This is a genomic window from Fusobacterium sp. (assembly GCF_019012925.1).
Lineage (GTDB): Bacteria > Fusobacteriota > Fusobacteriia > Fusobacteriales > Fusobacteriaceae > Fusobacterium_A.
The window spans coordinates 1-22,580 of sequence record NZ_JAGIRL010000002.1; the positions used below are offsets into that span (position 1 = coordinate 1).

Annotated in this window: 24 protein-coding genes and 2 pseudogenes; 22 read left to right on the plus strand and 4 right to left on the minus strand. The window is 31.0% G+C overall.

The annotated features are described in order from the left end of the window. From QZ286_RS00265 to QZ286_RS00280, 5 genes and pseudogenes are all read left to right on the plus strand, one after another. Positions 1 to 564, plus strand: a pseudogene (locus tag QZ286_RS00265) (hypothetical protein); the annotation flags it as partial. 20 nt (positions 565 to 584) lie between these two features. After that, the gene (locus tag QZ286_RS00270; RefSeq protein ID WP_291254973.1) at positions 585 to 722 is read left to right on the plus strand and encodes a hypothetical protein; all 138 of its coding nucleotides are present in this window, start codon (positions 585 to 587) and stop codon (positions 720 to 722) included. A gap of 29 nt (positions 723 to 751) precedes the next feature. Continuing rightward, entirely contained in the window at positions 752 to 937 is a 186-nt protein-coding gene (locus QZ286_RS00275; RefSeq protein ID WP_291254974.1) for a hypothetical protein, read from the plus strand. A gap of 152 nt (positions 938 to 1,089) precedes the next feature. Further along, on the plus strand, positions 1,090 to 1,191 hold the full coding sequence (locus QZ286_RS10275; protein ID WP_367243723.1) for a hypothetical protein: 102 nt from the start codon (positions 1,090 to 1,092) through the stop codon (positions 1,189 to 1,191). A 255-nt stretch (positions 1,192 to 1,446) separates the two neighbouring features. After that, positions 1,447 to 1,716 (plus strand): hypothetical protein, encoded by a 270-nt coding sequence (locus QZ286_RS00280; RefSeq protein ID WP_291254975.1) that lies wholly within the window; start codon positions 1,447 to 1,449, stop codon positions 1,714 to 1,716. 5 nt (positions 1,717 to 1,721) lie between these two features. Here the strand turns inward: QZ286_RS00280 and QZ286_RS00285 are convergent, their stop codons facing one another. From QZ286_RS00285 to QZ286_RS10285, 3 genes and pseudogenes are all read right to left on the minus strand, one after another. Then, positions 1,722 to 2,531 (minus strand): HAD family hydrolase, encoded by an 810-nt coding sequence (locus QZ286_RS00285; RefSeq protein ID WP_291254976.1) that lies wholly within the window; start codon positions 2,529 to 2,531, stop codon positions 1,722 to 1,724. A 47-nt stretch (positions 2,532 to 2,578) separates the two neighbouring features. Continuing rightward, on the minus strand, positions 2,579 to 3,202 hold the full coding sequence (locus tag QZ286_RS10280) for an MATE family efflux transporter (protein ID WP_349764210.1): 624 nt from the start codon (positions 3,200 to 3,202) through the stop codon (positions 2,579 to 2,581). A gap of 60 nt (positions 3,203 to 3,262) precedes the next feature. Then, positions 3,263 to 3,895: pseudogene (locus tag QZ286_RS10285) on the minus strand (MATE family efflux transporter); the annotation flags it as partial. Between the two features lie 102 nt (positions 3,896 to 3,997). Between QZ286_RS10285 and QZ286_RS00295 the strand changes: the two are divergent. The 17 genes from QZ286_RS00295 (at position 3,998) to QZ286_RS00375 (ending at position 21,585) form a co-directional block, all read left to right on the plus strand. Beyond that, positions 3,998 to 4,807 carry a MerR family transcriptional regulator gene (locus QZ286_RS00295; protein ID WP_291254977.1) on the plus strand — a complete coding sequence of 270 codons (810 nt, stop codon included), beginning with the start codon at positions 3,998 to 4,000 and terminating at the stop codon, positions 4,805 to 4,807. A gap of 82 nt (positions 4,808 to 4,889) precedes the next feature. Continuing rightward, positions 4,890 to 5,414, plus strand: coding sequence for a chromate transporter (locus QZ286_RS00300; protein ID WP_291254978.1), 525 nt, complete (start codon positions 4,890 to 4,892; stop codon positions 5,412 to 5,414). Next, positions 5,411 to 6,025 carry a chromate transporter gene (locus QZ286_RS00305; RefSeq protein WP_291254979.1) on the plus strand — a complete coding sequence of 205 codons (615 nt, stop codon included), beginning with the start codon at positions 5,411 to 5,413 and terminating at the stop codon, positions 6,023 to 6,025. Before QZ286_RS00300 ends, QZ286_RS00305 begins: the two co-directional genes overlap by 4 nt. A gap of 1 nt (position 6,026) precedes the next feature. Next, complete coding sequence (coaE, locus tag QZ286_RS00310; RefSeq protein ID WP_291254980.1) at positions 6,027 to 6,611, plus strand: dephospho-CoA kinase; 585 nt, start codon at positions 6,027 to 6,029, stop codon at positions 6,609 to 6,611. A gap of 4 nt (positions 6,612 to 6,615) precedes the next feature. After that, positions 6,616 to 8,778: a U32 family peptidase gene (locus tag QZ286_RS00315; protein ID WP_291254981.1), complete on the plus strand. Its 2,163-nt coding sequence runs from the start codon at positions 6,616 to 6,618 to the stop codon at positions 8,776 to 8,778. A 3-nt stretch (positions 8,779 to 8,781) separates the two neighbouring features. After that, the gene (locus QZ286_RS00320) at positions 8,782 to 9,279 is read left to right on the plus strand and encodes a phosphatidylglycerophosphatase A (RefSeq protein ID WP_291254982.1); all 498 of its coding nucleotides are present in this window, start codon (positions 8,782 to 8,784) and stop codon (positions 9,277 to 9,279) included. 15 nt (positions 9,280 to 9,294) lie between these two features. After that, on the plus strand, positions 9,295 to 10,500 hold the full coding sequence (locus tag QZ286_RS00325; RefSeq protein WP_291254983.1) for a competence/damage-inducible protein A: 1,206 nt from the start codon (positions 9,295 to 9,297) through the stop codon (positions 10,498 to 10,500). Positions 10,501 to 10,503: 3 nt separating this feature from the next. After that, the gene (locus QZ286_RS00330; RefSeq protein ID WP_291254984.1) at positions 10,504 to 11,055 is read left to right on the plus strand and encodes a cupin domain-containing protein; all 552 of its coding nucleotides are present in this window, start codon (positions 10,504 to 10,506) and stop codon (positions 11,053 to 11,055) included. Positions 11,056 to 11,083: 28 nt separating this feature from the next. After that, positions 11,084 to 13,588 (plus strand): DegV family EDD domain-containing protein, encoded by a 2,505-nt coding sequence (locus QZ286_RS00335; protein WP_291254985.1) that lies wholly within the window; start codon positions 11,084 to 11,086, stop codon positions 13,586 to 13,588. Positions 13,589 to 13,843: 255 nt separating this feature from the next. Beyond that, a complete protein-coding gene (locus QZ286_RS00340; protein ID WP_291254986.1) occupies positions 13,844 to 14,770 on the plus strand; it encodes a PTS sugar transporter subunit IIA in 927 nt (308 codons plus the stop codon). A 55-nt stretch (positions 14,771 to 14,825) separates the two neighbouring features. After that, on the plus strand, positions 14,826 to 16,106 hold the full coding sequence (locus QZ286_RS00345; protein WP_291254987.1) for an ArsB/NhaD family transporter: 1,281 nt from the start codon (positions 14,826 to 14,828) through the stop codon (positions 16,104 to 16,106). Positions 16,107 to 16,222: 116 nt separating this feature from the next. After that, positions 16,223 to 17,206 (plus strand): biotin synthase BioB, encoded by a 984-nt coding sequence (bioB, locus tag QZ286_RS00350; protein WP_291254988.1) that lies wholly within the window; start codon positions 16,223 to 16,225, stop codon positions 17,204 to 17,206. Beyond that, entirely contained in the window at positions 17,196 to 17,879 is a 684-nt protein-coding gene (bioD, locus tag QZ286_RS00355; protein ID WP_291254989.1) for a dethiobiotin synthase, read from the plus strand. The genes bioB and bioD overlap by 11 nt, the downstream gene beginning before the upstream one ends. Further along, on the plus strand, positions 17,880 to 19,250 hold the full coding sequence (bioA, locus tag QZ286_RS00360; RefSeq protein WP_291255018.1) for an adenosylmethionine--8-amino-7-oxononanoate transaminase: 1,371 nt from the start codon (positions 17,880 to 17,882) through the stop codon (positions 19,248 to 19,250). After that, positions 19,243 to 20,361, plus strand: a complete 1,119-nt coding sequence (locus tag QZ286_RS00365; RefSeq protein ID WP_291254990.1) for a pyridoxal phosphate-dependent aminotransferase family protein — start codon at positions 19,243 to 19,245, stop codon at positions 20,359 to 20,361. Before bioA ends, QZ286_RS00365 begins: the two co-directional genes overlap by 8 nt. Beyond that, positions 20,339 to 20,923, plus strand: coding sequence for a pimeloyl-ACP methyl esterase BioG family protein (locus QZ286_RS00370; protein WP_291254991.1), 585 nt, complete (start codon positions 20,339 to 20,341; stop codon positions 20,921 to 20,923). Before QZ286_RS00365 ends, QZ286_RS00370 begins: the two co-directional genes overlap by 23 nt. After that, positions 20,920 to 21,585, plus strand: a complete 666-nt coding sequence (locus tag QZ286_RS00375) for a methyltransferase domain-containing protein (RefSeq protein ID WP_291254992.1) — start codon at positions 20,920 to 20,922, stop codon at positions 21,583 to 21,585. Before QZ286_RS00370 ends, QZ286_RS00375 begins: the two co-directional genes overlap by 4 nt. Positions 21,586 to 21,657: 72 nt before the next feature. On the opposite strand, the gene QZ286_RS00380 is transcribed toward QZ286_RS00375, so the two are convergent. Then, complete coding sequence (locus QZ286_RS00380; RefSeq protein ID WP_291254993.1) at positions 21,658 to 22,521, minus strand: DUF4438 domain-containing protein; 864 nt, start codon at positions 22,519 to 22,521, stop codon at positions 21,658 to 21,660. Positions 22,522 to 22,580 lie beyond the last annotated feature (59 nt).

Consider the following 22,580-nt stretch of genomic DNA (forward strand, 5'->3'; position numbering starts at 1 on the left):
AAAAAGAGATTAGAAGATGGAAGTTTACCTTTTCTAAAAGGAGGCATTTATATCTTTGGAAGAGTAGAAAATGATGAAGATAGAGAGTGGTATAGGAAACAGATTTACGAATTTGTGCAGTTTATGAAGCAGACGGGAACCTTTGAATATGTTGCTATGCAAATTAAAATTTTAGATGAAAGATGTTTAACTGATTATTTTGATAGAAATAAACTAGAATTATTAGAAGCTAAACAAAAATATACTACATCTAAAGATTATTTAGAGTTTAGAGAGAAATTTTTTAAAAAATGTAATAATGAATATGAACAAATGACACAAGAAGAAAAAAATATTAAAATGGATAGTTTTAATAAAGGAGAATTTAATGATTATGGAACTAACACTTATTTTTCCTTGTATCATATGGGATTAACAAGTCCTAAATTTAAAGATTCAGAGCCAAGAGATAAGAGTAGAAGAAAAGAATATAATAGCATAGCTGATGTTCAACTATTAAATTCTGTAAAAATTATGTATGAAGAATATTATAGAGCTGATAATGGAGATATAATAGAAAAATAATAACTTAATGAGGTGATGAAATGTCAAATATTACAGATAAAGAGTTATTGGCAATATGTAATTTATCTAATTTAAAGATGGAATTTGCAAATATAGGAAAAGATATAGATGAACAAGCTAAAGAAATCTTGTCATATCATACAATTTACTTTAGATAAAAATATATTAAAAAGTTAAAGGGGAAATTATGAGGAAGTTTAGAGAAATATTAATAGTTTTAATATTACTTTTATTAACAGCCTGTGGAAGAGTAACAGAGGAAGAAGCAAGACAAGCTTTACATAATAATTTAGTAAAGAGATATGGAGAAGAGTTTAAAATAGGCTATATGGGAAGACATTCAGATGGGAAAGAAATATGGTATGAAGCATAAATATATTCTTTAGGAATTAAATAAAAAAAAGAGCAAAGAAAATTGTCTAAAAGATTTTTAGTTGCAGAAAGAGAAGGTAAAAATAAAGCGAAGCTAAAAAATATCAAAAATAAAAAGTAAAAGTTGCTAAAATACATGAAAAAATTATAAATATGAGAATAGATTTTTTAAATAAGTTAAGTACAGATATTATTAAAAACCATGATATTATTTGTATTGAAAACTTAAATATAAAAATCTATATCATAAATTAGCAAAATCTATCGCAAATATATCATGGTCAAACTTTATAAATAACTTAGAATATAAAGCAAAATGGTATGGCAAATTGATAGGTTATATCCTTCAAGTAAAATATGCTCTGTCTGTTGTTATAAGGAGGGTAAGAAAACTCTTGATATAAGAGAGTGGATGTCATACACACCACAATAGAGATATAAGTGTAAGTAAAAATATACTAGCCAAAGGTCTAAGAATCAAAGAAATAACATATTTTTCTGTTAGAGATAATGGAGGTAAGAAAGGTAATATATACAACAAATGTAATAGAAAGTTTAAATAGCAAATATCGTCAGTTAAATAGTCAGAGAGGTGTTGATACATCATTGCTAAAGGCATTATATTTAGCAATCTTTGAAGCAATAAAGAAATGGACATTAAATTTAAGAAAATTGGGGAAAAATATGTGGAGAACTATAGACTTTTTGGAGAATTTGGAGAATAAGATAAAAGAAGAAAAAATCAAGGATAAAAAATTTATCCTTGACTTAAATAAATAAAACTATTATAAAATATCTTTAAAATGTTCTTTTACTGTTTCTAAGACACCATTGTTATTATTATCTTTCTCAGTTACGAAGTTTGAGATCTCCTTTAATTTAGGGTGAGCATTTTTCATTGCATAACTGTATTTTCCAGATTTCATCATAGAGTAATCGTTTAAAAAATCACCAAAAATCATAGTCTCATCATACTTAATATCGAGATTTTTTTGAGCCATTTCAACAGCAGTTCCCTTACTAGTATCCAATTTTCCTAAATCTAGCCAAACATTACCAGAAACAACAACTTGGAATCTCTCCTCTAGATCTTTAAAGTAAGTGTAACTATTTTTCTCTGCTCCTATAAAGTCACAAATAGCAATTTTAAATATCTCATCATTGATCTCGCTTAAATCATCAAGTACCTCAATTTTGTTGTAGTATTTAGTGATCTCACTTTCAAAATCATATTTATCATTCAAAAAGACAGATTTTTCAACAAATGCAGATGTTTTCCCACATAGTACTGGAAGAGCTCCATCTATATTTTTACAGATGTTCAAAAGAAATAGTACATCCTCTTTTTTCATAGTATTTGAGAAGATCTCCTTCTCCTTATACATAACACAAGCTCCATTTTCACTGATAAAAAGCATACTATCTTTTATCTCTTTAAATCTTTCCACAAGATTACAATAAGGTCTTCCACTAGCTACTGCAAAAATGACACCATTCTCAGCTAATTTTTTTTGTATTGTCCAAAACTCTTCGTTAATTTCATTTTTATCATTTAACAGAGTACCATCCATATCAGTAATTACCAATTTAACCATAATTCCTACCTCTTCATATTTTTAATTTTTTTATATTATAGCATAAGTTAATATTTTTTTGAAAGAGGATTGTAGTTTTTCATAAAAATATAGGAAAAAGCTAAAGTTAGAAGTTCTGCTACAAACATTGTTAACCAGATACCATTTACTCCTAAAATTTTTGGTAGTAAAAAGATAGAGATAATCAGAAATATTACTCCACGTAGCATAGTTATAATTGTAGATATTTTAACTTGGTCTATAGCTGTAAAATATCCAGCTGTAAAGATATTAAAACCACAGATGACATAGGCAAAACTATAGACAGTGAGAGCGTTCTTAGTAAGAGCTATGTCGTTGCTGTCTGTCAAGAAGATAGATACAATTTCAAAGGAGAATAGGTTTATAAGTCCATAGAATATGACACCTAAAGTTCCTAAGATAAAGAAACTTTTTTTGATGATTTCAAAAATTTTGTCATACTCCTTTGCTCCTAAATTAAAACTTAAAATAGGTTGAACCCCTTGATTGAATCCTATCATCGTCATTGTGATAAAAGATGAGATATAACCAATTATACCAAAGGCAGAGATTCCCTTATCTCCAAGCTCTCTCAAAATAACTAAGTTAAAAACAAAGATAGAGATACCTGTTGAGATTTCAGCTAGAAATTCAGCAAAACCAACCTTCATAATTTTAAAAAGATTTAAAAATGAGTATTTAATCTTTGTAAACTTAATTCTCTTAGTTTTAAAGAAAATATAGTAAAAAAGTAAAGATGTAGTAGTTACTTGAGATATACCAGTAGCAAAGGCAGCCCCTTTAATTCCCCAGTGAAAGATAACTACAAAAATATAATCAAGAAAAAGATTTACAACTCCCCCAATTATAACACAGATAGTTGGATATACAGGATTTCCATCTACTTTAATATATATTTCTAAAGCATATCCAGTCATATAGCATACACAAAATAAAATAATTACACTTAGATACTCTTTTACATATGGATATAGTGTTCCACCTCCACCTAAGAAGTGTATTATAGGATCCATAAAGATAGTTATGAGTATGGAGATGAGTATTCCACAACTCAATAGAGAGTAGACAGCAGTGGTAAAAATTTTATTTCCAGCTGTTCAGTCACCTTCACCATAATGAATAGCAATCATTGTAGAACTTCCAATAGCTATCATTATTCCAATGGCAAATGTAAGATTAAGAAGAGGCATAGTGATATTAACCCCTGCAAGACCCAAAGCCCCGACAAATTTTCCTATGAACATTCCATCTACCATAGTGTAAATAGTGAAGATCCACATAGATACAACAGAAGGAATTGCATATCTTAAAATTGTCCTGAAAATAGTTTTTTCTTGTTTCATAATAAGATCACTCCTAATAACATAAATTATATATAATATTGTAAACCTTAGAATAGTTCAAGAGTCAAGAAAAATATGATATAATATATTTGAGGTGGCCATATGAAGAGATTATATAAGATAGGAGATATAAGTAGGCTCTATGGTATAAGTAATGATATATTGAGACACTATGAAAAAATAGGGCTATTGATACCAGATACAAGGGGAGAGAATGGATATAGATACTATTCAGAAAAGCAACTTTGGAAATTAAACAATATTAGAAGTTTGAGAAGTTTGGGATTGGGGCTAGGTGAGATTATTGATTTTTTAAATAATAGAAGTGTAGAGAAAACTAAAGAGATGATAGATTTTCAATTGGAAAAGATCAATGAAAACTTAGAAAAACTTCTAAATTTAAAAAAAGAGCTGGAGTTAAAAAAAGAGAATATAAGATATTATGAAAAGTTTTCACAATATGAAAAGATAGAGGTCATAGAGATACCACGAAGATATATTCTATTGAAAAGAGGAAGTTTCAAAGAGGAGAGTGAGATCAATTTAGAATTAAAAAAATTGAAAAGAAAATCTGATGAGGACAATGATTTCATCTTTAGTGAGAGCGAGATAGGAACTATCATAAGATTTGATGATTGGAATAGTAATAGATACTATAATTACAGTGGAACATTTATCATAACTAAGGAGAAGACAGAAAACTATATAGAGGCTGGAAGATATCTAACATATTTTTTTTGTGGAGATTATGACAAAATGGATGAACACTACACTAAAATAAAAGATTATATAGGAAGAATGGGCTATAAGGTGTGTGGAAATATAATAGAGTTATACCATATAGAGATGCATATAACTGAGAATAAGAGTGAGTATGTAACTGAAATACAAATTCCATTGGAAAAAATTTGAGAAAAATTATATAATATAGAGTAATTAAAAATATTAGGAGAAAATTATGGTAAGGGATAAAAAATTTTATTGGAAACTTTTTTTGTCAACGTTTTATCTGAGTGCATTTACATTTGGTGGTGGTTATGTAATTGTACCTCTGATGAGAAAAAAATTTGTAAATGAGTATAAGTGGATAGAGGAGGAGGAGATGATAGATTTGATAGCCATAGCACAATCATCTCCAGGAGCTATTGCAATTAACTCTTCCATCATAATTGGTTATGAGTTGGCAGGACCGATAGGAGCAGGGATAACTTTGCTAGGAACAGTACTTCCTCCACTTATAATTGTCTCTATAATCTCTCTTTTCTACATTGCTTTTAGAGATAATCTCATAGTAAATGGAGCAATGAAAGGAATGCAGGCAGGAGTAGCAGCTATAATTGTAGATGTAGTTTTTAATTTGATAGGAGATATAAAAAAGTTAAATGATAAATTCTCAACATATTTGATGGTTGGAGTTTTTATTGCTACATTTTTTATAAATATAATAGCTATAATCTTAATATGTGGAGTTTTAGGTGTAACCTATAAGTATTATGAGAGAAAGAGGGGAGAGGTGTGATATATTTACAACTTTATTGGAGTTTCTTTAAAATTGGACTTTTCAGTATAGGTGGGGGATATGCTTCACTTCCACTTATAGAGAAAGAGGTCGTAGAATTACATGGTTGGCTAACAATGACTGAGTTCACAGATATAATAACAATATCTCAGATGACACCAGGACCAATAGCTATCAATAGTTCAACTTTTGTAGGTACACAGATAGGTGGATTATTAGGAGCTATTGTAGCAACTTTAGGCTGTGTCACACCTTCATTTATTATAGTTTTGTTTTTGGCATACATATATGTAAAGTATAAAAATGTGAGTGTAATCTCTGATATACTCTATGGATTGAGACCGGCAGTTGTTTCACTCATTGGAGTAGCAGGGCTTTCAATTGTGATGTTAGCCTTCTTTGGTGAGAAGAAATTAGAGGTTTTAGAGTTTTATATGGATAGAATAGGAATCCATCTAACTTTAGGAAAAATATCTATCAATTGTATTGCAATTATATTTTTTATAGTATGTTTATTAGCTTTGAGAAAACATAAAGTAAACCCTGTATATGTTATGATAGGGAGTGGAGTAGCTGGTGCAATAATTTATAATTTGTTGGGAGTAGTGTAGAATGATAGTTGGATTGACAGGTGGAATAGCTAGTGGAAAATCAACAGTGAGTAATTTTTTTAGAGCTTTGGGAGTAAAAATTGTTGATGCAGATCTAGTAGCTAAACAGATAAGTGAGAAAGAGGAGATAATAAAAGGTATTATAGAGATCTTTGGAACAGATATATTAGATGAAAACAGAGAGATTTCAAGAGTAAAATTGAGAGAAAAAGCTTTCAAAAATAAAGAGTTATTAGGAAAATTAAATCTTTTAATACATCCAAGAGTGATTGATTACTTTGAACAGAGCAAAAAAAATACACCTGAAGAGGAGATTGTAATTTTTGATGTACCTCTTTTATACGAGGCACATATGGATAGACTTTGTGATAAGATTATAGTAGTAGGAGTAGGAAAAGAGTTACAGATAGAGAGAATAATGTTGAGAGATGGTAGCAGTAGAGAGATTGCTGAAAAAATAATATCTTCTCAGATGTCTCTTGAAGATAAGATGAAAAGAGCAGATATTGTAATTATGAATGAAGCTGGACTGGAAGAGTTAAAAGAGAGAGTAATATCTGTGTATAAAAAATTAAAAGAGAGGTAATCGAATGAAAATAGTAGCCCCAGCGGGAAATATGGATAGATTTTATGCAGCTGTGAAAGCAGGAGCTCAAGAGATATATATGGGACTTAAAGGTTTTGGAGCAAGGAGAAATGCTGAAAACTTTACCCTTGAAGAGTATAAAGAGGCATTGGACTATGCTCATAAGAGAGGTGTAAAAATATTTTTAACATTAAATACAATAATGTTTGAAAAAGAGATGGAGTTTTTATACCCAAACTTAAAAGTGCTTTATGAACATGGTTTAGATGCAGTAATAGTTCAAGATTTAGGATATTTTAAGTATATGAAAGAGAATTTTCCTAACTTAGAATTCCATGGAAGTACACAGATGACAGTTGGAAATCACTATGAAGCTGAGTATTTGAGAAAGCTTGGATTTACAAGAGTTGTACTACCAAGAGAGATGTCTTTTGAGGAGATAAAATCTATAAGAGAGAACACAAGTATTGAGTTAGAGATATTTGTTTCAGGAGCTTTATGCATATGCTACTCTGGAAATTGCTATATGAGTAGCTTTATAGGAAGTAGAAGTGGAAATAGGGGTATGTGTGCACAACCTTGTAGAAAAAAATATGAGAATAGTGAGGGAGAGAAGGGATATTTACTAAGCCCTAAGGATCAATTGCTAGGCTTTGAAGAGATAAAGAGATTGAAGGAGATAGGGATTGAAAGTATAAAGATAGAGGGACGTATGAAGGATCCCAACTATGTTTTTGAGACAGTATCATACTACAAAGAGTTGATAAATGGAGTAAAAGCTCAAGAGAAGAGTTCAGAACTATTCAATAGAGGATATAGCAAGGGGTATTTCTATGGAAATGATAACTATATAATGAATAGAGATTACTCATTTAATTTAGGTAAAAACTTGGGTGTTTTAAATGGTAAGGAGTTAAAACTAAAGAGTAAAGTTATACTAGGAGATGGAATCATATATCTTTCAAAAGATTTTGAAAAATTAGGTGGAGGATATATAAATAAGATAGAGCTAAAATCAGGAGATATGAGTAAAAAAAGTGCTGAATCTGGAAATGTAATAGTGATGAGAGATGTTCCAAGAGGAAGTAAGTATGTTTTCAAAAGCTATTCTAAAGAGGTAAATGATGATGCTCAAAGTAGAATGAAAAAAGAGGAGCAAAGATTAGTTATCAATGGTAAGTTTAGAGGAGAACTAGGAGAGGTTCCAATGCTGGAATTGAGTGCTCTAAATAATAGTGGTATGGAGATAAAAGCTGTAGTCTATGGAGAGAAAGCTTTAGAAAAAGCTAGTAAAAAGGCTGTAACTGCTGAAGAGATAAGAGAAAAGGTATCAGAGATGGGAGAGAGTACATTCTCTTTAGGGGAGTTTGATTGTGAGTTAGCTGAAGGAATTTTTATGCCTATGTCACTTTTAAAATCTTTAAAAAGAGATTGTATAGCAGTATTAGAGGAGAAGTTAGTAGCTAGTTACAGAAGAAAAGCACCTGTAAAAAGAGAATTTACTGTTGAGCAAGAGACAAAGAGAAGAGTAGAGCTTGTGGCAATTGTATCTAATTATGAGCAAGAGATGATAGTCAAAGAACACGGGATAGATAGAATTTACAAAAGAGGAATTGATATTGCTAGAGAGGGAAAATTACAGGATCAAGATTTAAATAGTAAGTTGGCATCAAACCTTTATCAACTACTTGAAAATAATAATGATAAGGTGATGGTAAACTGGAATCTAAATGTAACAAATAGATATGCAGTGGAAGTTTTAGCAGAAACAGGAAAGGTAGAGAGTGTAATACTTTCACCAGAGATTAGTTTTGAAAAGATAAAAGAGCTTGGGAAAACATCTGTAAAAAAAGCAATTTTAGGATATTCAAAGTTGAAGGGAATGTATATTGAGTTACCTCTATTTGAAAATGATAGAGAGATATTAAAAAATGATGAAGGAGATATCTTTACAGCTATAAAAAATGACAGTGGGAATACAGAGATATACCTAGACAGACCTTTAAATATACTAAATGATTTAGCTAAGTTAGATGAACTATTGATAGATGAAGTTGTCTTAGAATTTAGTATTGAAACTGGAGCAGAGGTAGAAAAGGTCTTAACAGATATGAAAAATAGAAAAGGCTTCTATAAACCATATAATTATGAAAGAGGAGTGTACTAAACTATGTCTAAAAAAACAGTGAGAAATTTAGGAACTTGGTTTGGATTGGGAGATTTACCAAAAGCCCCAGGGACTTTTGGAACTTTAGGAGGGATTCCTATATTTATATTTTTATCTTTTATAAGAGGTTTTTTTCCGAATAATATGGTATACAACTCATTTTATTTTATGTTTTTAATGACTTTCTTTGCAATCTCTGTATATGTTTCTGATATTTGTGAGAGAGAGATTTTTAAAAAAGAGGATCCACAAAATGTAGTAATAGATGAAGTTTTAGGATATTTAACAACACTTTTTTTGATAAATCCAGTAGGTGTATATCAAAATATGGTAGCTATTGTTTTGGCTTTTGTAATATTTAGAATCTTAGATATTACAAAGATAGGTCCGATTGATAGAGCTCAACACTTTGAAAATGGAGTTGGAGTGGTATTGGACGATTTTTTGGCTGGAGTGATAGGAAACTTTATAATGGTTTGTATTTGGACAATTTTCTTTTAGGGGGAGTAGTTAGTTATGAAAGTAGGAGTTATACTTGTAGGGACAGAGCTACTAAATGGTGGAATGATAGATACTAACAGTATCTATATAGCTGAAGAGTTGAATAAATATGGCTTGGAGATGGAGTTTAAAATCGTAGTTAGAGATTTTAAAGATGAGATATATAGAGCTATTGATTACTGTAAAAAAAATGTAGATTTGATAATAATGTCTGGTGGACTTGGTCCAACATTAGATGATATAACTAAAGAGGTAATTGCAGAGTATGTAAATAAACCTTTGGTGGTAGATGATGAGGAGTTAGAGGAGCTAAAAGATAAATTTATCAAAGGTGGATATACATTTACAGAGATAAACAAGAAAGAGGTTGAAAAACCTGAGGGATCAGTAACTTTTAAAAATGATGTGGGAATGGCTCCAGCTGTATATATAGATGATATAGTTGCTTTTCCTGGAGTTCCTAGAGAGTTATATAATATGCTACCAAAATTTTTAGATTGGTATACAAAAGAAAAAAATTTAATAGATGATGAGATATATATTAAAGATCTAATAACTTATGGTATGCCAGAATCTATATTAGATAAGGAAGTAAGGGAGTTTTTTACAGAGGAAGGGATATATTATGAGTTCCTTGTAAAGGACTATGGAATACTAATTAGACTGCAAAGTAAAAGAAGTAATAAAAATAAAGTGGAAAAAATCATAAAAAAGATATATAATAAAATAGGTAAGTTTATCTTTGGAGAAGATAATGATAGATTAGAAGGAAAAGTTGTTGAATTATTAAGAGAGAATAAATTAAGTATTTCAACAGCTGAGTCTTGTACTGGTGGAATGTTAGCAAGTAGATTGATAGATGTTTCAGGAGTATCTGAAGTCTTTTATGAAGGGATAGTTTCATATAGTAATGAAGCAAAGATGAAAAGACTTGGAGTAAAAAAAGAGACACTTGAAAAATATGGAGCAGTAAGCGAGGAAACTGTAAGAGAGATGGTTATGGGATTACAAACAGATGTTGGACTTGCTACTACAGGAATAGCTGGACCAGAAGGAGGGACTGAAGAGAAACCCGTAGGTCTTGTATATATGGGAATAAAAATAAAAGATAGAGTATATGTAGAGAAGAGAGTTTTTAAAGGAGATAGGAATAAAGTAAGAGAGAGAACAGTATCTCACACTCTTTTTACTCTGATAAAAATTTTAAATGAGGATGTGTGATAGATGAGCAGTATAGGTGAAAGAATAAAAAAAAGTAGAAATGATAGAGGCTTGTCCTTGAGAGAATTGGCAACAAGAGTGGAATTGTCAGCTAGTTTTTTATCTCAAATAGAGCAGGGAAAGGCATCTCCTTCTATTGAAAATTTAAAAAAGATTGCTACATCTTTAGATGTAAAAGTTAGTTATCTAATAGAAGATGAAGAAGAAAGACAGAATACAGAATTAGTTAGAAAAGATGGAAGAAAGTATATAGAGAGTCTAGATTCAAATACTAAGATGGCTTTACTAACAACATCTAATATAGATAAGGCTATGGAACCTATACTTTATGAAATAGGACCATTTGGAGAGAGTGGTAGAAGTTATTACAGTCATCATGGAGAAGAGTTCATATACATAGTAGAGGGAAAGTTAGATGTATATATAGATGATGTTATTCACAGCTTGAACGAGGGAGACAGCCTATATTTTAAATCTAGTCAAAGACATAGATTTAAAAATAATACAGATAAAACTACGAAGGCTATATGGGTTGTAAATCCTCCTTCATTTTAATAAAAGTTTACGGAGGTAAAAATTTAGTATGAAATTAGAGATAAAAGTGTTAAACTCAATGAGATTAACAAAACTTTTAATAGCTGCAAGTAGATGGCTTTCAAAATATGCAGATATTTTAAATGATTTGAATGTTTATCCTGTACCAGATGGAGATACAGGAACAAATATGTCAATGACATTACAAGCAGTAGAAAATGAGTTAGTGAAACTAAATCACGAGCCAAATATGCAGGAGCTTGTAGAGATAGTGTCAGAAGCTGTACTTTTAGGTGCGAGAGGAAACTCTGGAACAATCTTATCTCAGATAATCCAAGGGTTCTTAAGTGCTATTAAAGATAAAGATGAAGTAGGAGTAGAGGACGCTATAAAAGCTTTTGAAATGGCAAAAGAGAGAGCATATCAAGCTGTATCACAACCAGTAGAGGGAACAATGCTAACTGTAATCAGAAGAGTAGCAGAGGAAGCAGCTGTATATGAAGGGGATAGAGATGATTTTATCCTATTCTTAGTACATTTAAAAAATGTAGCTAAAGAAGCAGTAGAGGAGACACCAAACCTTTTACCAAAGTTGAAAGAGGCTGGAGTTGTAGATGCTGGTGGTAAGGGAATTTTCTATGTACTTGAGGGATTTGAGAAGTCTATAACTGATCCTGAAATGTTAAAGGATCTAGAGAGAATAGTTCAGTCTCAAGCTAAGAGAAAAGAGAGAATGGAATATACTTATCAAGAGGCTGAAGATATAAAATTCAGATACTGTACAGAGTTTATAATAGAAGAGGGGAACTTTGATCTTGATGGGTACAAAAAAGAGATTATGAATCTAGGAGACTCAATGGTTTGTGCACAAACTACATCTAAAACTAAGACTCATATCCATACTAACAACCCAGGTCAAGTATTAGAGATAGCTCTAAGACATGGACAGTTAAATAATATAAAGATTGAAAATATGTATTTTCAACATAAGAATCTTTTAATTAGTGATAAAGATATTGAAAATGGAGAAAAATATATAATAAAGAATGAAAATTCAGAAAGAGTAGCATATTTTGCTATTGTAGATAACAAAAATCTTGGAAACTACTATCTTGAAGCTGGTGCTACAGGGGTATTGATAGGTGGACAAACACAAAACCCAAGTGTACAAGATATAGAGGAAGGATTGAAAAATATAAGTTGTGAAAAGATTATAATTCTTCCAAATAATAAGAATATCATCTCAACTGCTAAGATTGCTGCAGAGAGATCAGAAAAAGAGGTACTTGTAGTTGAAACTACAACAATGTTAGAAGGTTACTATCTAATAAAAAATAGAGATGAAAAATTAGACGAGCTATTGAAGAGAGTTAAAAATAACTTCTCAATAGAGATCACACAAGCTGTTAGAGATACTAAGGTAGAGGATTTAGTGATCAAAGTTGGAGAGTATATAGCTATTATCAATGGAAAAATTAAAATGAAAGCTGATACTTTAGCAGATTTAAATGAGAAATTGATAAAAGAGTATGTATCTTCAGATACTTTAGAGGTAACAATCTCTTATGGAAAAGATAATAATAAAGAGGCTAATGACATTTTTAATCAACTATCTTCAGTTGAGAAAAAAGAGTTATACAGTGAGCAGGAGAATTATCCATACTATATCTATATTGAAAATAGAGATAGAAACCTTCCAGAGATAGCTATTGTTACAGATTCAACATCTGATTTGACACCAGATCTAATTGGAGATCTAAATATAGATATTATTCCACTAAAAGTAAAATTGGGTGATAATTACTATAGAGATGGAGTAGAATTGAGTAAAAAAGAGTTTTGGAAGAAGATTGTAAGTGAATCTATAATTCCAAAGACTTCTCAACCTTCACCAGCAGAATTTAAAGAGATTTATGAGAGATTATTTAAGAAGGGTTATAAGAAGATTATCTCTATACATATCTCAAGTAAATTGAGTGGAACTCAGCAGGCAGCTAGAGTTGCTAAAGGTATGGTTAAAAAAGGTGAGAACATAACAATAGTTGATTCTAAAGCTGTTGCTATGTCATTGGGATACCAAGCTTTAGAAGCAGCAAGAATGGCAAAAGAGGGAGTAAGCGAAGAGACTATCTTAAATAGATTGTATCAACTTCAAGATAAGATTAAACTTTATTTTGTTGTAAATGAGATCAGTTATTTAGAAAAAGGTGGTAGAATAGGAAGAGCTTCTTCTATAATAGGAGGATTTTTAAAAGTAAAACCTATTTTAAAACTGGAAAATGGAGAGATTTCAGTTCAAGGAAAAGCTTTTGGAGAAGCTGGAGCTGCTGGTTATATGGAGAGATTAATAAAGGCAGAGAGCAAAAAAACAAGTATGATAATGTATACAGCTTGGGGTGGAACTAATAAAGAGCTTTCAAGTGCTGATGAGATAAAAAATCAACAGAGTGGAAATAGTAAAATAGAGTACAGAGGAAGATTTGAGATTGGAGCAACAATCGGATCACATACAGGTCCTGTATTTGGATTTGCAATTATTCCAAAAATAATGTAGTAAAAAAAGAGGAGTGTAGAGACTCCTCTTTTTGCTAATAAAACTGTGGCTTTCTTCAATAAAAAATATAAATTTTATAATTTTTTATAGTGTTATAAAATAAAAATATTTGCTTATTTGGAAAAATAGGAGTATACTTTAAATAATTAAACTAAATGGGAATGACTTATGATAGTCATTTTTTTATTGAATCATAAATTAACATTGTTTTTAAATTTTTTAAAATATTATAACTTAATTAAGGAGAGTGGAAATATGAAATTTTCAAGTTACCTAGATCCGAATCTAATTTTTACAGATCTGAAAGGAAAAAATCCTGAAGAAATAATAGTAGAAATGATAGAGAAAATCGCTGAAAAGGATAAGAAGGTAAAAGCTTCAAAAACTTTAATTGAAGAAGCTGTTATAAAAAGAGAGAAAGAAATTTCTACTGGAATAGGGCACGGTATTGCTATTCCTCACGCTAGAATCGAGAATTTAAATGATTTTATTGTTGCAATAGGATTATTAGATGAAGCAGTTGAGTGTGAAATTGCTGCAACTCACCAAAATGATAAAGTAAATCTTGTATTCTTAATAATTTCAGATGTATTAAAAAATAAAAACATCTTAAAAGTTATGAGTGCTGTTTCAAAATTAGCTTTAAAACAGGGAGATCTTTTAGAAAAAATAAAAGCTGAGAGAAATCCTAAAAAAGTTATAGAGTATTTCAATAAAGCTAATATAGAGTTTGAACACAAAATAGTAGCAGAAGATGTATTGAGTCCAGATATAAAACCTGCTACACCAGACAATACTTTGGAAGAGATAGCTAAAAGATTGATATTAGAAGAGACTAGTGGTTTACCAGTAGTGGATAAAAATGGAAAGTTTTTAGGAGAGATCACAGAGAGAGAGTTAATAGATTATGGTATGCCTGAATATCTATCTCTTATGGGAGACTTGAACTTTTTAACAGTAGGAGAACCATTTGAAGAGTATTTGATGAATGAGTCAAAGGTTACAATAGAGAAATTATACAGAGTTTCAGATGAGATAGTTATAGATGGAAAGACACCAATAATGGAGATCTGCTTTATTATGGTAAATAAGGGAATAACTAGATTATATGTTGTAGATAATGGAAAATATCATGGAATGATAAAAAGATCAGACATAATTAAAAAAGTTTTACATATCTAATATTGATAATATCGTGTATAGCGGGGGGAGATGAACTAAGGAGGAAAATAAAAAAATGATACATATAGTAATAGGATTGGTAGTTTTTATTGTGGTATTCTACTTGATGATAACAGAGAAAGTACCACAAGCTTGGGCAACAATGTTAGGTGGATTAATAATGGCATTGGTTGGAATAATTGATGAGGAGAATGCATTAGAGGCTATATCAGAGAGACTTGAAATTTTATTTCTTTTGATTGGTATGATGATAATTGTTCACTTGGTATCTGAAACAGGGGTATTCCAGTGGTTTGCAATTAAAGTAGCTCAGTTAGTAAGAGGAGAACCATTTAGATTGGTAGTTCTTCTAGCTGTTGTAACAGCTCTATGTTCAGCATTTTTAGATAACGTTACAACAATATTGCTAATGGCTCCAGTATCTATTTTATTGGCAAAGCAATTAAAACTAGATCCTTTCCCATTTGTAATAACAGAGGTAATGTCTGCAAATATTGGTGGATTGGCTACATTAATAGGTGACCCTACACAGTTGATCATAGGAGCAGAGGGAGGATTAGGATTTAACTCATTCTTACTAAATACAGCACCAATGTCAATTATAGCTATGATCATCTTAATAGCTAATGTGTATATAATCTATGGTAGAAAGATGAGAGTTTCAAATGAATTGAAAGCAAGAATTATGGAATTGGATTCATCAAGAAGTTTGAAAGAACCAAAATTGTTGCAACAAGCAGCAGTAATTTTTGCTCTTGTATTAGTAGGATTTATATTAAATAACTTTATAAATAAGGGACTTGCAATAATCTCATTATCAGGAGCAATATTCTTGGTAGTTATTGCTAAAAGAAATCCAAAGGATATATTAGAGCATGTAGAGTGGGAGACACTATTCTTCTTTATAGGATTGTTTATGATGATTAGAGGAATAGAAAACTTAAACATTATAAATATAATAGGAGATAAAATTATACACTTAACAGAAGGTAAATTTGATCTAGCTGTTATAGCTGTAACTTGGTTGTCAGCAGCTTTTACATCTGTAATAGGAAACGTTGCCAATGCAGCTACTGTCTCTAAGATTCTAGGTGTTATGATACCTTCATTTGATGGACTAGGAAATACTCAGGCTTTTTGGTGGGCATTATCATTTGGTTCATGTTTAGGTGGAAATATAACTATTCTAAGTTCTGCAACTAACGTGGTTGCTGTTGGAGCAGCAGCAAAAGCTGGATGTAAAATAGACTTCTTTAAATTCTTTAAATTTGGAGGACTTATAGCTTTTGAAACACTATTAGTTGGAACATTATATCTATACGTAAGATATATGTAATTAAAAGGATTAAAAAAAACAAATAAATGTGTTAAAATATGGAGTGGAGTAAAATTCACTCCTTTTATATTTCCAGAGAATTAGTAGTAGATTATAAAGTACTGGGAGGAAATGACTTGAAAAATTTTATAAAAAAACTAAAAGAAAAGATATTAAAAGAGGAAAACATAGAGTATGAAGAGGCAAAAGAACTTTTAAAGATATCAGTAGATGATACGGAGATATTAGATGAGCTGTGTAATTCAGCAAATGAGATAAGAAAAGTATTTTGTGGGGAGAGATTTGATCTATGTACTATTACTAATGCAAAATCTGGAAGATGTAGTGAAGATTGTAAATATTGTGCTCAATCTAAATATTTTAAAACAGGAATAGAGGAGTATTCACTAATATCTAAAGAGAAAGCTCTAGAGGAAGCTAAAAAAGTTGAGAGTGAAGGGGCTCATAGATACTCTCTAGTAACAAGTGGGAGAGGAATTGGGAAAAATTCCAAAGAGATTGAGTTATTAGAGGAGACATATAATTTGTTAACTAAGGATACAAAGTTATCCCTATGTGCTTCACATGGAATATGTGATGAAGAGGTATTGAGAAGATTATACAGAGCTGGAGTGAAGACTTATCACCATAATTTAGAGACTTCAAGAGATTTTTATGGGAATATCTGTACAACTCATACTTATGATGAGAGAATAAACACTATAAAATTGGCTCAAAAAGTTGGGTTACAAGTGTGTAGTGGTGGAATTTGGGGACTGGGTGAAAGTGATGAAGATAGGTTAAAAATGGGATTTGAATTAAAAAGACTCGGTGTTTTTTCAGTTCCAATCAACATATTAACTCCTATTCCAGGAACACCTTTAGAGAATAGTAAACCGGTGAATGAGAAAGAGATATTGAGAATGATTGCAATCTATAGATTTATTTTACCCAAGGCTTATTTGAGATATGCAGGGGGAAGAATTAAATTGGGAGAGCTTCAAGAAAAAGGGATAAAGTCTGGGATAAATTCGGCACTTACAGGAAATTTCTTAACAACTACAGGAACTACAATCCAAAAGGACAAAGAGATGATAAGGAGAAATGGATATGAAGTTTGATAGAGGTTTTTTTATAATAGGAACAGATACAGATATAGGAAAAACTTATGTGAGTTCTCTGTTGTACAAAGGGATAAAAGAGATTGAAGGGAGCTATTACAAACCTGTTCAAAGTGGTTGTATCAGAAGAAATGGAGAGCTATATGCTCCAGATGTAGAGTTTGTATGCTCTATGAGTGAAAAAGAGTATGACAAGAATATGGTGACATATACTTTAGAAGCAGAGGTTTCACCACATCTAGCTAGTGAGTTAGAAGACATTAAGATAGATATTGAGAGAATAAGAGAGGCTTGGATTGAATTAAAAGAGAAATATAGATATATGTTGGTAGAGGGGGCTGGTGGCCTATATGTACCATTAATAAGAGATAAATTTTATATTTTTGATTTGATAAAAGAGCTAGATCTGCCAGTTATCTTAGTGTGTGGAAGTAAAGTTGGGGCAATCAATCATACAATTTTAACGATAGAAGCTCTAAAAAAAATGGGTATATCTATTCACGGATTGGTTTTCAATAGAGTGAGTGAGGATTTAGAGTCAAATTACTTTGAAAAAGATAATATAGATGTGATATTGAAATTGAGTGGAATAGAGAGATCTCTATTGGTAAACTCTGGTCAGAGAGAGATTCCTAAAGAGGAGTTACAAAGATTTTTGGAGATAGAGGTATAGATTATGGAAAGATTAAGTGAATTACAGAAAAAGGATTTAAAATATATTTTTCACCCTTGTTCTCAAATGAAAGACTATGAAGAGTTGCCACCTATGGTTATAAAAAAAGCTGAAGGAATATACTTAGAAGATGAGTTTGGAAATAGATATATGGATTGTGTATCTAGCTGGTGGGTAAATCTTTTTGGTCATTGTAATCCTAGAATAAACAAGGTTATCAAAGAGCAAATTGATAGTTTAGAGCATGTTTTATTTGTAAATTTTTCACATGAACCTGCTATAAGATTGAGTGAAGAGCTATCGAAGGTAGTTCCCAAAGGAATTGAAAAATTTCTATTTGCTGATAATGGATCTTCAAGTATAGAGATGGCATTAAAACTTAGTTTTCAATATCAACAACAGAAAGGAAATGTGGGAAAAACAAAGTTTATATCATTGACAAATGCCTACCATGGAGAGACTGTTGGAGCATTGGGAGTTGGTGATATAGATATATTCACAAAAACATATAGACCACTGATAAAAGAGGGAATGAAAGCTGAAAAGCCAGAGTGCTATAGATGCCCCTATGGAGAGAATTTTAACTCTTGTGATGCACAGTGTTTTGAAAAGATGGAGGAGCTCATAGAGAAAAATCATCAAGAGGTGTCAGCTGTTATAATTGAACCAGTAGTTCAAGGTGCTGGTGGTATGAGGATATACTCACCAAAATATATAAAAAAGTTGAGAGAGTTGACTTTAAAGTATGATATACATTTGATTGCTGATGAGATAGCTGTGGGATTTGGAAGAACAGGGAAGATGTTTGCTATGGAACACTCTGGTGTGAGTCCAGATATTATGTGTATGTCTAAAGGGCTTACAGCTGGATATTATCCTATGGCAATAGTTGGAATAACTCAAGAGATCTATGATGGATTCTATGCTGATTATTTAGAGGGGAAATCATTCCTACACTCACATACATATTCAGGGAATCCAATAGGTTGTAGAATTGCTCTAGAGGTACTAAATATATTTAAAGATGAGAATATATTAGATGTTATTGAGAGAAAAGGTAGATATCTAAGAGAGAGAGCAGAGTCACTATTTAAAGATCATAAGTATATAGGTGAATATAGACAGATTGGAATGATAGGAGCATTGGAGTTTGTAGCTGATAAAGAGAGCAAAGAGCTATTTCCAAGTGAAGATAGAGTAGGATATGAAATATATAAGATAGCATTGAAGAAGGGGGCTCTATTGAGACCATTAGGAAATGTAATATATTTTATGCCACCATACATAATAACAGAGGAAGAGATAGACCAGATGTTAAAAATATGTAAAGAGTCTATTGATGAGTATATTAGTAGGAGAAAAAATGGATAAAAAAGTATTGGTAGAGGAGTTAAATAGATTGAAGGAGAGCTCTAATTATAGAAGTTTAACTCTTCAGAATGAAAATGGCTTAAATCTATCATCTAATGATTATCTAGGATTGGGAAGGGATAGAAGTTTGAGAGAGGAGTTCTACAGAGATAATTTGCCAAGATTGTCTTCGAGCTCTTCTAGATTGATAGATGGATCTTATGATGAGATTATGGAGTTGGAGAGAAGAGCAGAAGAGATATATGGAAAACCTTGTATTATGTTTAATTCAGGTTATGATGCAAACTCCTCTTTGATTGAAACATTTACTACTAAGGATACTCTAATTCTCACAGATAGATTAAACCATGCAAGTATCTATGATGGAATAATCCATAGCAAGGCTACTTTTCTAAGATATAAGCATTTAGATCTTATGAATTTAGAGGAGTTATTAAAAAAATATAGTAAGAGATACACTGATATTTTAGTAATTTCAGAAAGCATATACAGTATGGATGGAGATATTGCTGATATTGAGAGGTTGGTAGCTTTAAAAAAAGAGTATAACTTCACTCTTATGATAGATGAGGCTCACTCGTATGGAGTATATGGATATGGGATCACCTATAATTTAAAATTGGTAAAAGATGTAGATTTTCTTGTAATTCCATTGGGAAAAGGTGGTGGCTCAGTTGGAGCTATGGTATTTTGTGAAAGAGAGTTTAAAGAGTATATAGTGAATAGAAGTAGAAAATTTATATACTCTACAGCACTTCCACCTATCAATAGTTGTTGGAATCTTTTTATTCTCAATAAAATGAATGATTTTGAAGAGAGAAGAGCAAAATTGGAGATATTGAAAAACTATACTCTAAAACTATTGAAAGAGAATGGCATAAAAACTGAATCAACTACACATATTATTAGTATAGTTATTGGAGATAATGAGAGAGTAGTTAAAATATCTGATAATATGAGGAGAAAAGGGTACATACTTTATCCAATAAAAGAGCCTACAGTGCCAAAGGGAACAGCTAGATTTAGAATTGGATTGAACCCGAATATAACACACTTAGAGATAGAAAAGTTTGTAGAGGAGCTAAGAGATGAAATTAATTCTGTTCTTTAATGGATGGGGTATGGATGAGAGAGTAGTAGAAGATGTAGATCTGCCTAATGACTATGTTATAGAGATTTTAAACTATCCCTATACAATCTCCACAGACTTAGCTAGATATGAGGATATAGTACTTGTAGGTTGGTCATTTGGTTGTTACTACTTGAGTAAATTTGTATTGAGTCAGAAGAGAAAATTTAAAAAAGTGGTGGCTATCAATGGAAATGGAGAGGTCATTGGAAAAAATGGAATCAATCCTAAGATGTTTGAGTATACACTATCTACTCTCACTCCAGAAAATCTATTAAAATTTTATAAAAATATGGGAATAGAGAGTGAGTTTAAGAAACCTCTAAAGAGATTTGAAGAGATAAAAGATGAGTTGGAATATTTTAAAGCTAATTATCTGCCTCTTGAGAATGTGTTTACAGAGATGATAATAGGAAAAGATGACAGAATTATACCAAGTTTGAAGCAGAAAAGATATTGTGAGGAGAGAGGAATTTTGTATAAAGAGTTAGATATGGGACACTATCCCTTTGATATTATAAGATCTTGGGGGGAAATAGTATGAATTTTGATAAAAAATTTTCCAACTATGAGGAAAATGCTAAGGTACAGAAAGAGGTTGCTTTAAAGCTTGTGAAATTCCTACAGGAGAAAGGGGTAAAAAAAGATAAAAATGTCTTGGAGATAGGTTGTGGAACAGGTATGTTTACTAGAGAGTTTGTGAAAGAGTTTACTCCTAAATCCTTAATCTTAAATGATATGTATGATATTCAAAATTATTTAAAGGGTATAAACTATGATAAATTTTTACTTGGAAATATAGAGGAATTAAGCATACCAAAAAGTGATTTAGTAGTCTCAAGCTCTGTTTTTCAATGGTTAAATAATTTTACTAAAGTGATGGAAGAAATTTCAAAATCTACTACTGAATTGGGATTTTCAATATATTTAGAGGGAAATCTAGAGGAGATAAAGGATCACTTTGGAGTTTCATTAAAATATCTTACACTGGATAATGTGGTTGAGATTTTAACAAGTCTCTACTCAAAAGTAAAGTGGAAAAAAGAGAGTATAGAGATAAACTTCCCAACTCCATTAGAAGCATTAAGACACTTGAAAAATACAGGAGTCACTGGATTTGAAAGAAGTAGTGTTGGAAAAATTAGAAGTTATAATAAGACTACTTTAACATATTCTGTTGGATATTTTTATTGTAGCTCTCTATAAAATAATTTAGTTTAATAAAAAAAGGAAAAAATTACTAAGAGGTAATATTTTTCCTTTTTCTTTATATTATATCTATTTAATTCCTAGATAATAGGCAATATTAGCATTTTTCTCTATTCTTCCTTTAATTTTAGAAGTAGGACAGCTAAGTATAGTTGTAACTCCAGGACCATGCCCAGCTTTGATGCAATCACTGTGTACAACAACCCCAATAGTTACAGATCCTTTTAGATAATCTCTACCAAAACAGTTGTTGCAATCTCTAAGTAAAACTAGATCTCCAAATCTAAGTTTATCAATACCATATTTTTCATTTGCCTCTTTATCTCCAGTCATAATATCATAATCTCCAGAAAATGCTGTAGAACTTCCAACTCCAGATCCCATAAGATACGGTGGAATCTCAGTAACAACTGGAACCTCAAGACAACCCTCATCACTTATTCTTATATCAAATTTTTCTAAAAGTTCTGGATCTATATTCATACAAGTAATATCTTCAAAGTTTTCAATTTTCAATCCTTGTCCATAAGCTTTTATTAATATCTTATCATCTAGAGATAATTTCTCAAGTGTTTCATCATCAAAATATACCAGAGTATGTTCAATACCACCATGACCTCCAGTGACAAAACCAGTAGCTCCTTTAGCATCACCAGAAACAATTTTAGCTGTATTACCAATACAAGCAAGTAACATCATAGCTGTATTTTCAGCCACATTTTCATTTCTAACACTAACTCCAGGCTCAATATGATCTCCTACCCACTTCATACAAGAGTCTCCAACCTTTACATTGTAACATATACCACCAGTAGCTGGTAATATCATAGGTTTTCCCTCTCTACTTATTCTGTATGGTGAAGAAACAATAGGACTATGCACCTTTCCTCCAACTGATTGCATAACTAAATTCTCTTTGTTTGTTTTTATCATAACCTTCCTCCTAATGTTTAGACTCTTTTTATATCTTAATACATTTTTACTAGCAAGTA

Bases quoted from the DNA above. Each gene is read 5' to 3' on its own strand.
- QZ286_RS00380 (WP_291254993.1), bottom strand. From the start codon at position 22,521: ATGATAAAAACAAACAAAGAGAATTTAGTTATGCAATCAGTTGGAGGA.
- QZ286_RS10280 (WP_349764210.1), bottom strand. From the start codon at position 3,202: ATGAAGGTTGGTTTTGCTGAATTTCTAGCTGAAATCTCAACAGGTATC.
- QZ286_RS00295 (WP_291254977.1), top strand. From the start codon at position 3,998: ATGAAGAGATTATATAAGATAGGAGATATAAGTAGGCTCTATGGTATA.
- QZ286_RS00285 (WP_291254976.1), bottom strand. From the start codon at position 2,531: ATGGTTAAATTGGTAATTACTGATATGGATGGTACTCTGTTAAATGAT.
- QZ286_RS00375 (WP_291254992.1), top strand. From the start codon at position 20,920: ATGAATTTTGATAAAAAATTTTCCAACTATGAGGAAAATGCTAAGGTA.
- QZ286_RS00270 (WP_291254973.1), top strand. From the start codon at position 585: ATGTCAAATATTACAGATAAAGAGTTATTGGCAATATGTAATTTATCT.
- QZ286_RS00280 (WP_291254975.1), top strand. From the start codon at position 1,447: ATGGAGGTAAGAAAGGTAATATATACAACAAATGTAATAGAAAGTTTA.
- QZ286_RS00325 (WP_291254983.1), top strand. From the start codon at position 9,295: ATGAAAGTAGGAGTTATACTTGTAGGGACAGAGCTACTAAATGGTGGA.
- QZ286_RS00335 (WP_291254985.1), top strand. From the start codon at position 11,084: ATGAAATTAGAGATAAAAGTGTTAAACTCAATGAGATTAACAAAACTT.
- QZ286_RS00365 (WP_291254990.1), top strand. From the start codon at position 19,243: ATGGATAAAAAAGTATTGGTAGAGGAGTTAAATAGATTGAAGGAGAGC.
- QZ286_RS00275 (WP_291254974.1), top strand. From the start codon at position 752: ATGAGGAAGTTTAGAGAAATATTAATAGTTTTAATATTACTTTTATTA.
- QZ286_RS00315 (WP_291254981.1), top strand. From the start codon at position 6,616: ATGAAAATAGTAGCCCCAGCGGGAAATATGGATAGATTTTATGCAGCT.
- bioD (WP_291254989.1), top strand. From the start codon at position 17,196: ATGAAGTTTGATAGAGGTTTTTTTATAATAGGAACAGATACAGATATA.
- QZ286_RS00320 (WP_291254982.1), top strand. From the start codon at position 8,782: ATGTCTAAAAAAACAGTGAGAAATTTAGGAACTTGGTTTGGATTGGGA.
- QZ286_RS00345 (WP_291254987.1), top strand. From the start codon at position 14,826: ATGATACATATAGTAATAGGATTGGTAGTTTTTATTGTGGTATTCTAC.
- QZ286_RS00370 (WP_291254991.1), top strand. From the start codon at position 20,339: ATGAAATTAATTCTGTTCTTTAATGGATGGGGTATGGATGAGAGAGTA.
- QZ286_RS00330 (WP_291254984.1), top strand. From the start codon at position 10,504: ATGAGCAGTATAGGTGAAAGAATAAAAAAAAGTAGAAATGATAGAGGC.
- QZ286_RS00340 (WP_291254986.1), top strand. From the start codon at position 13,844: ATGAAATTTTCAAGTTACCTAGATCCGAATCTAATTTTTACAGATCTG.
- coaE (WP_291254980.1), top strand. From the start codon at position 6,027: ATGATAGTTGGATTGACAGGTGGAATAGCTAGTGGAAAATCAACAGTG.
- QZ286_RS10275 (WP_367243723.1), top strand. From the start codon at position 1,090: ATGAGAATAGATTTTTTAAATAAGTTAAGTACAGATATTATTAAAAAC.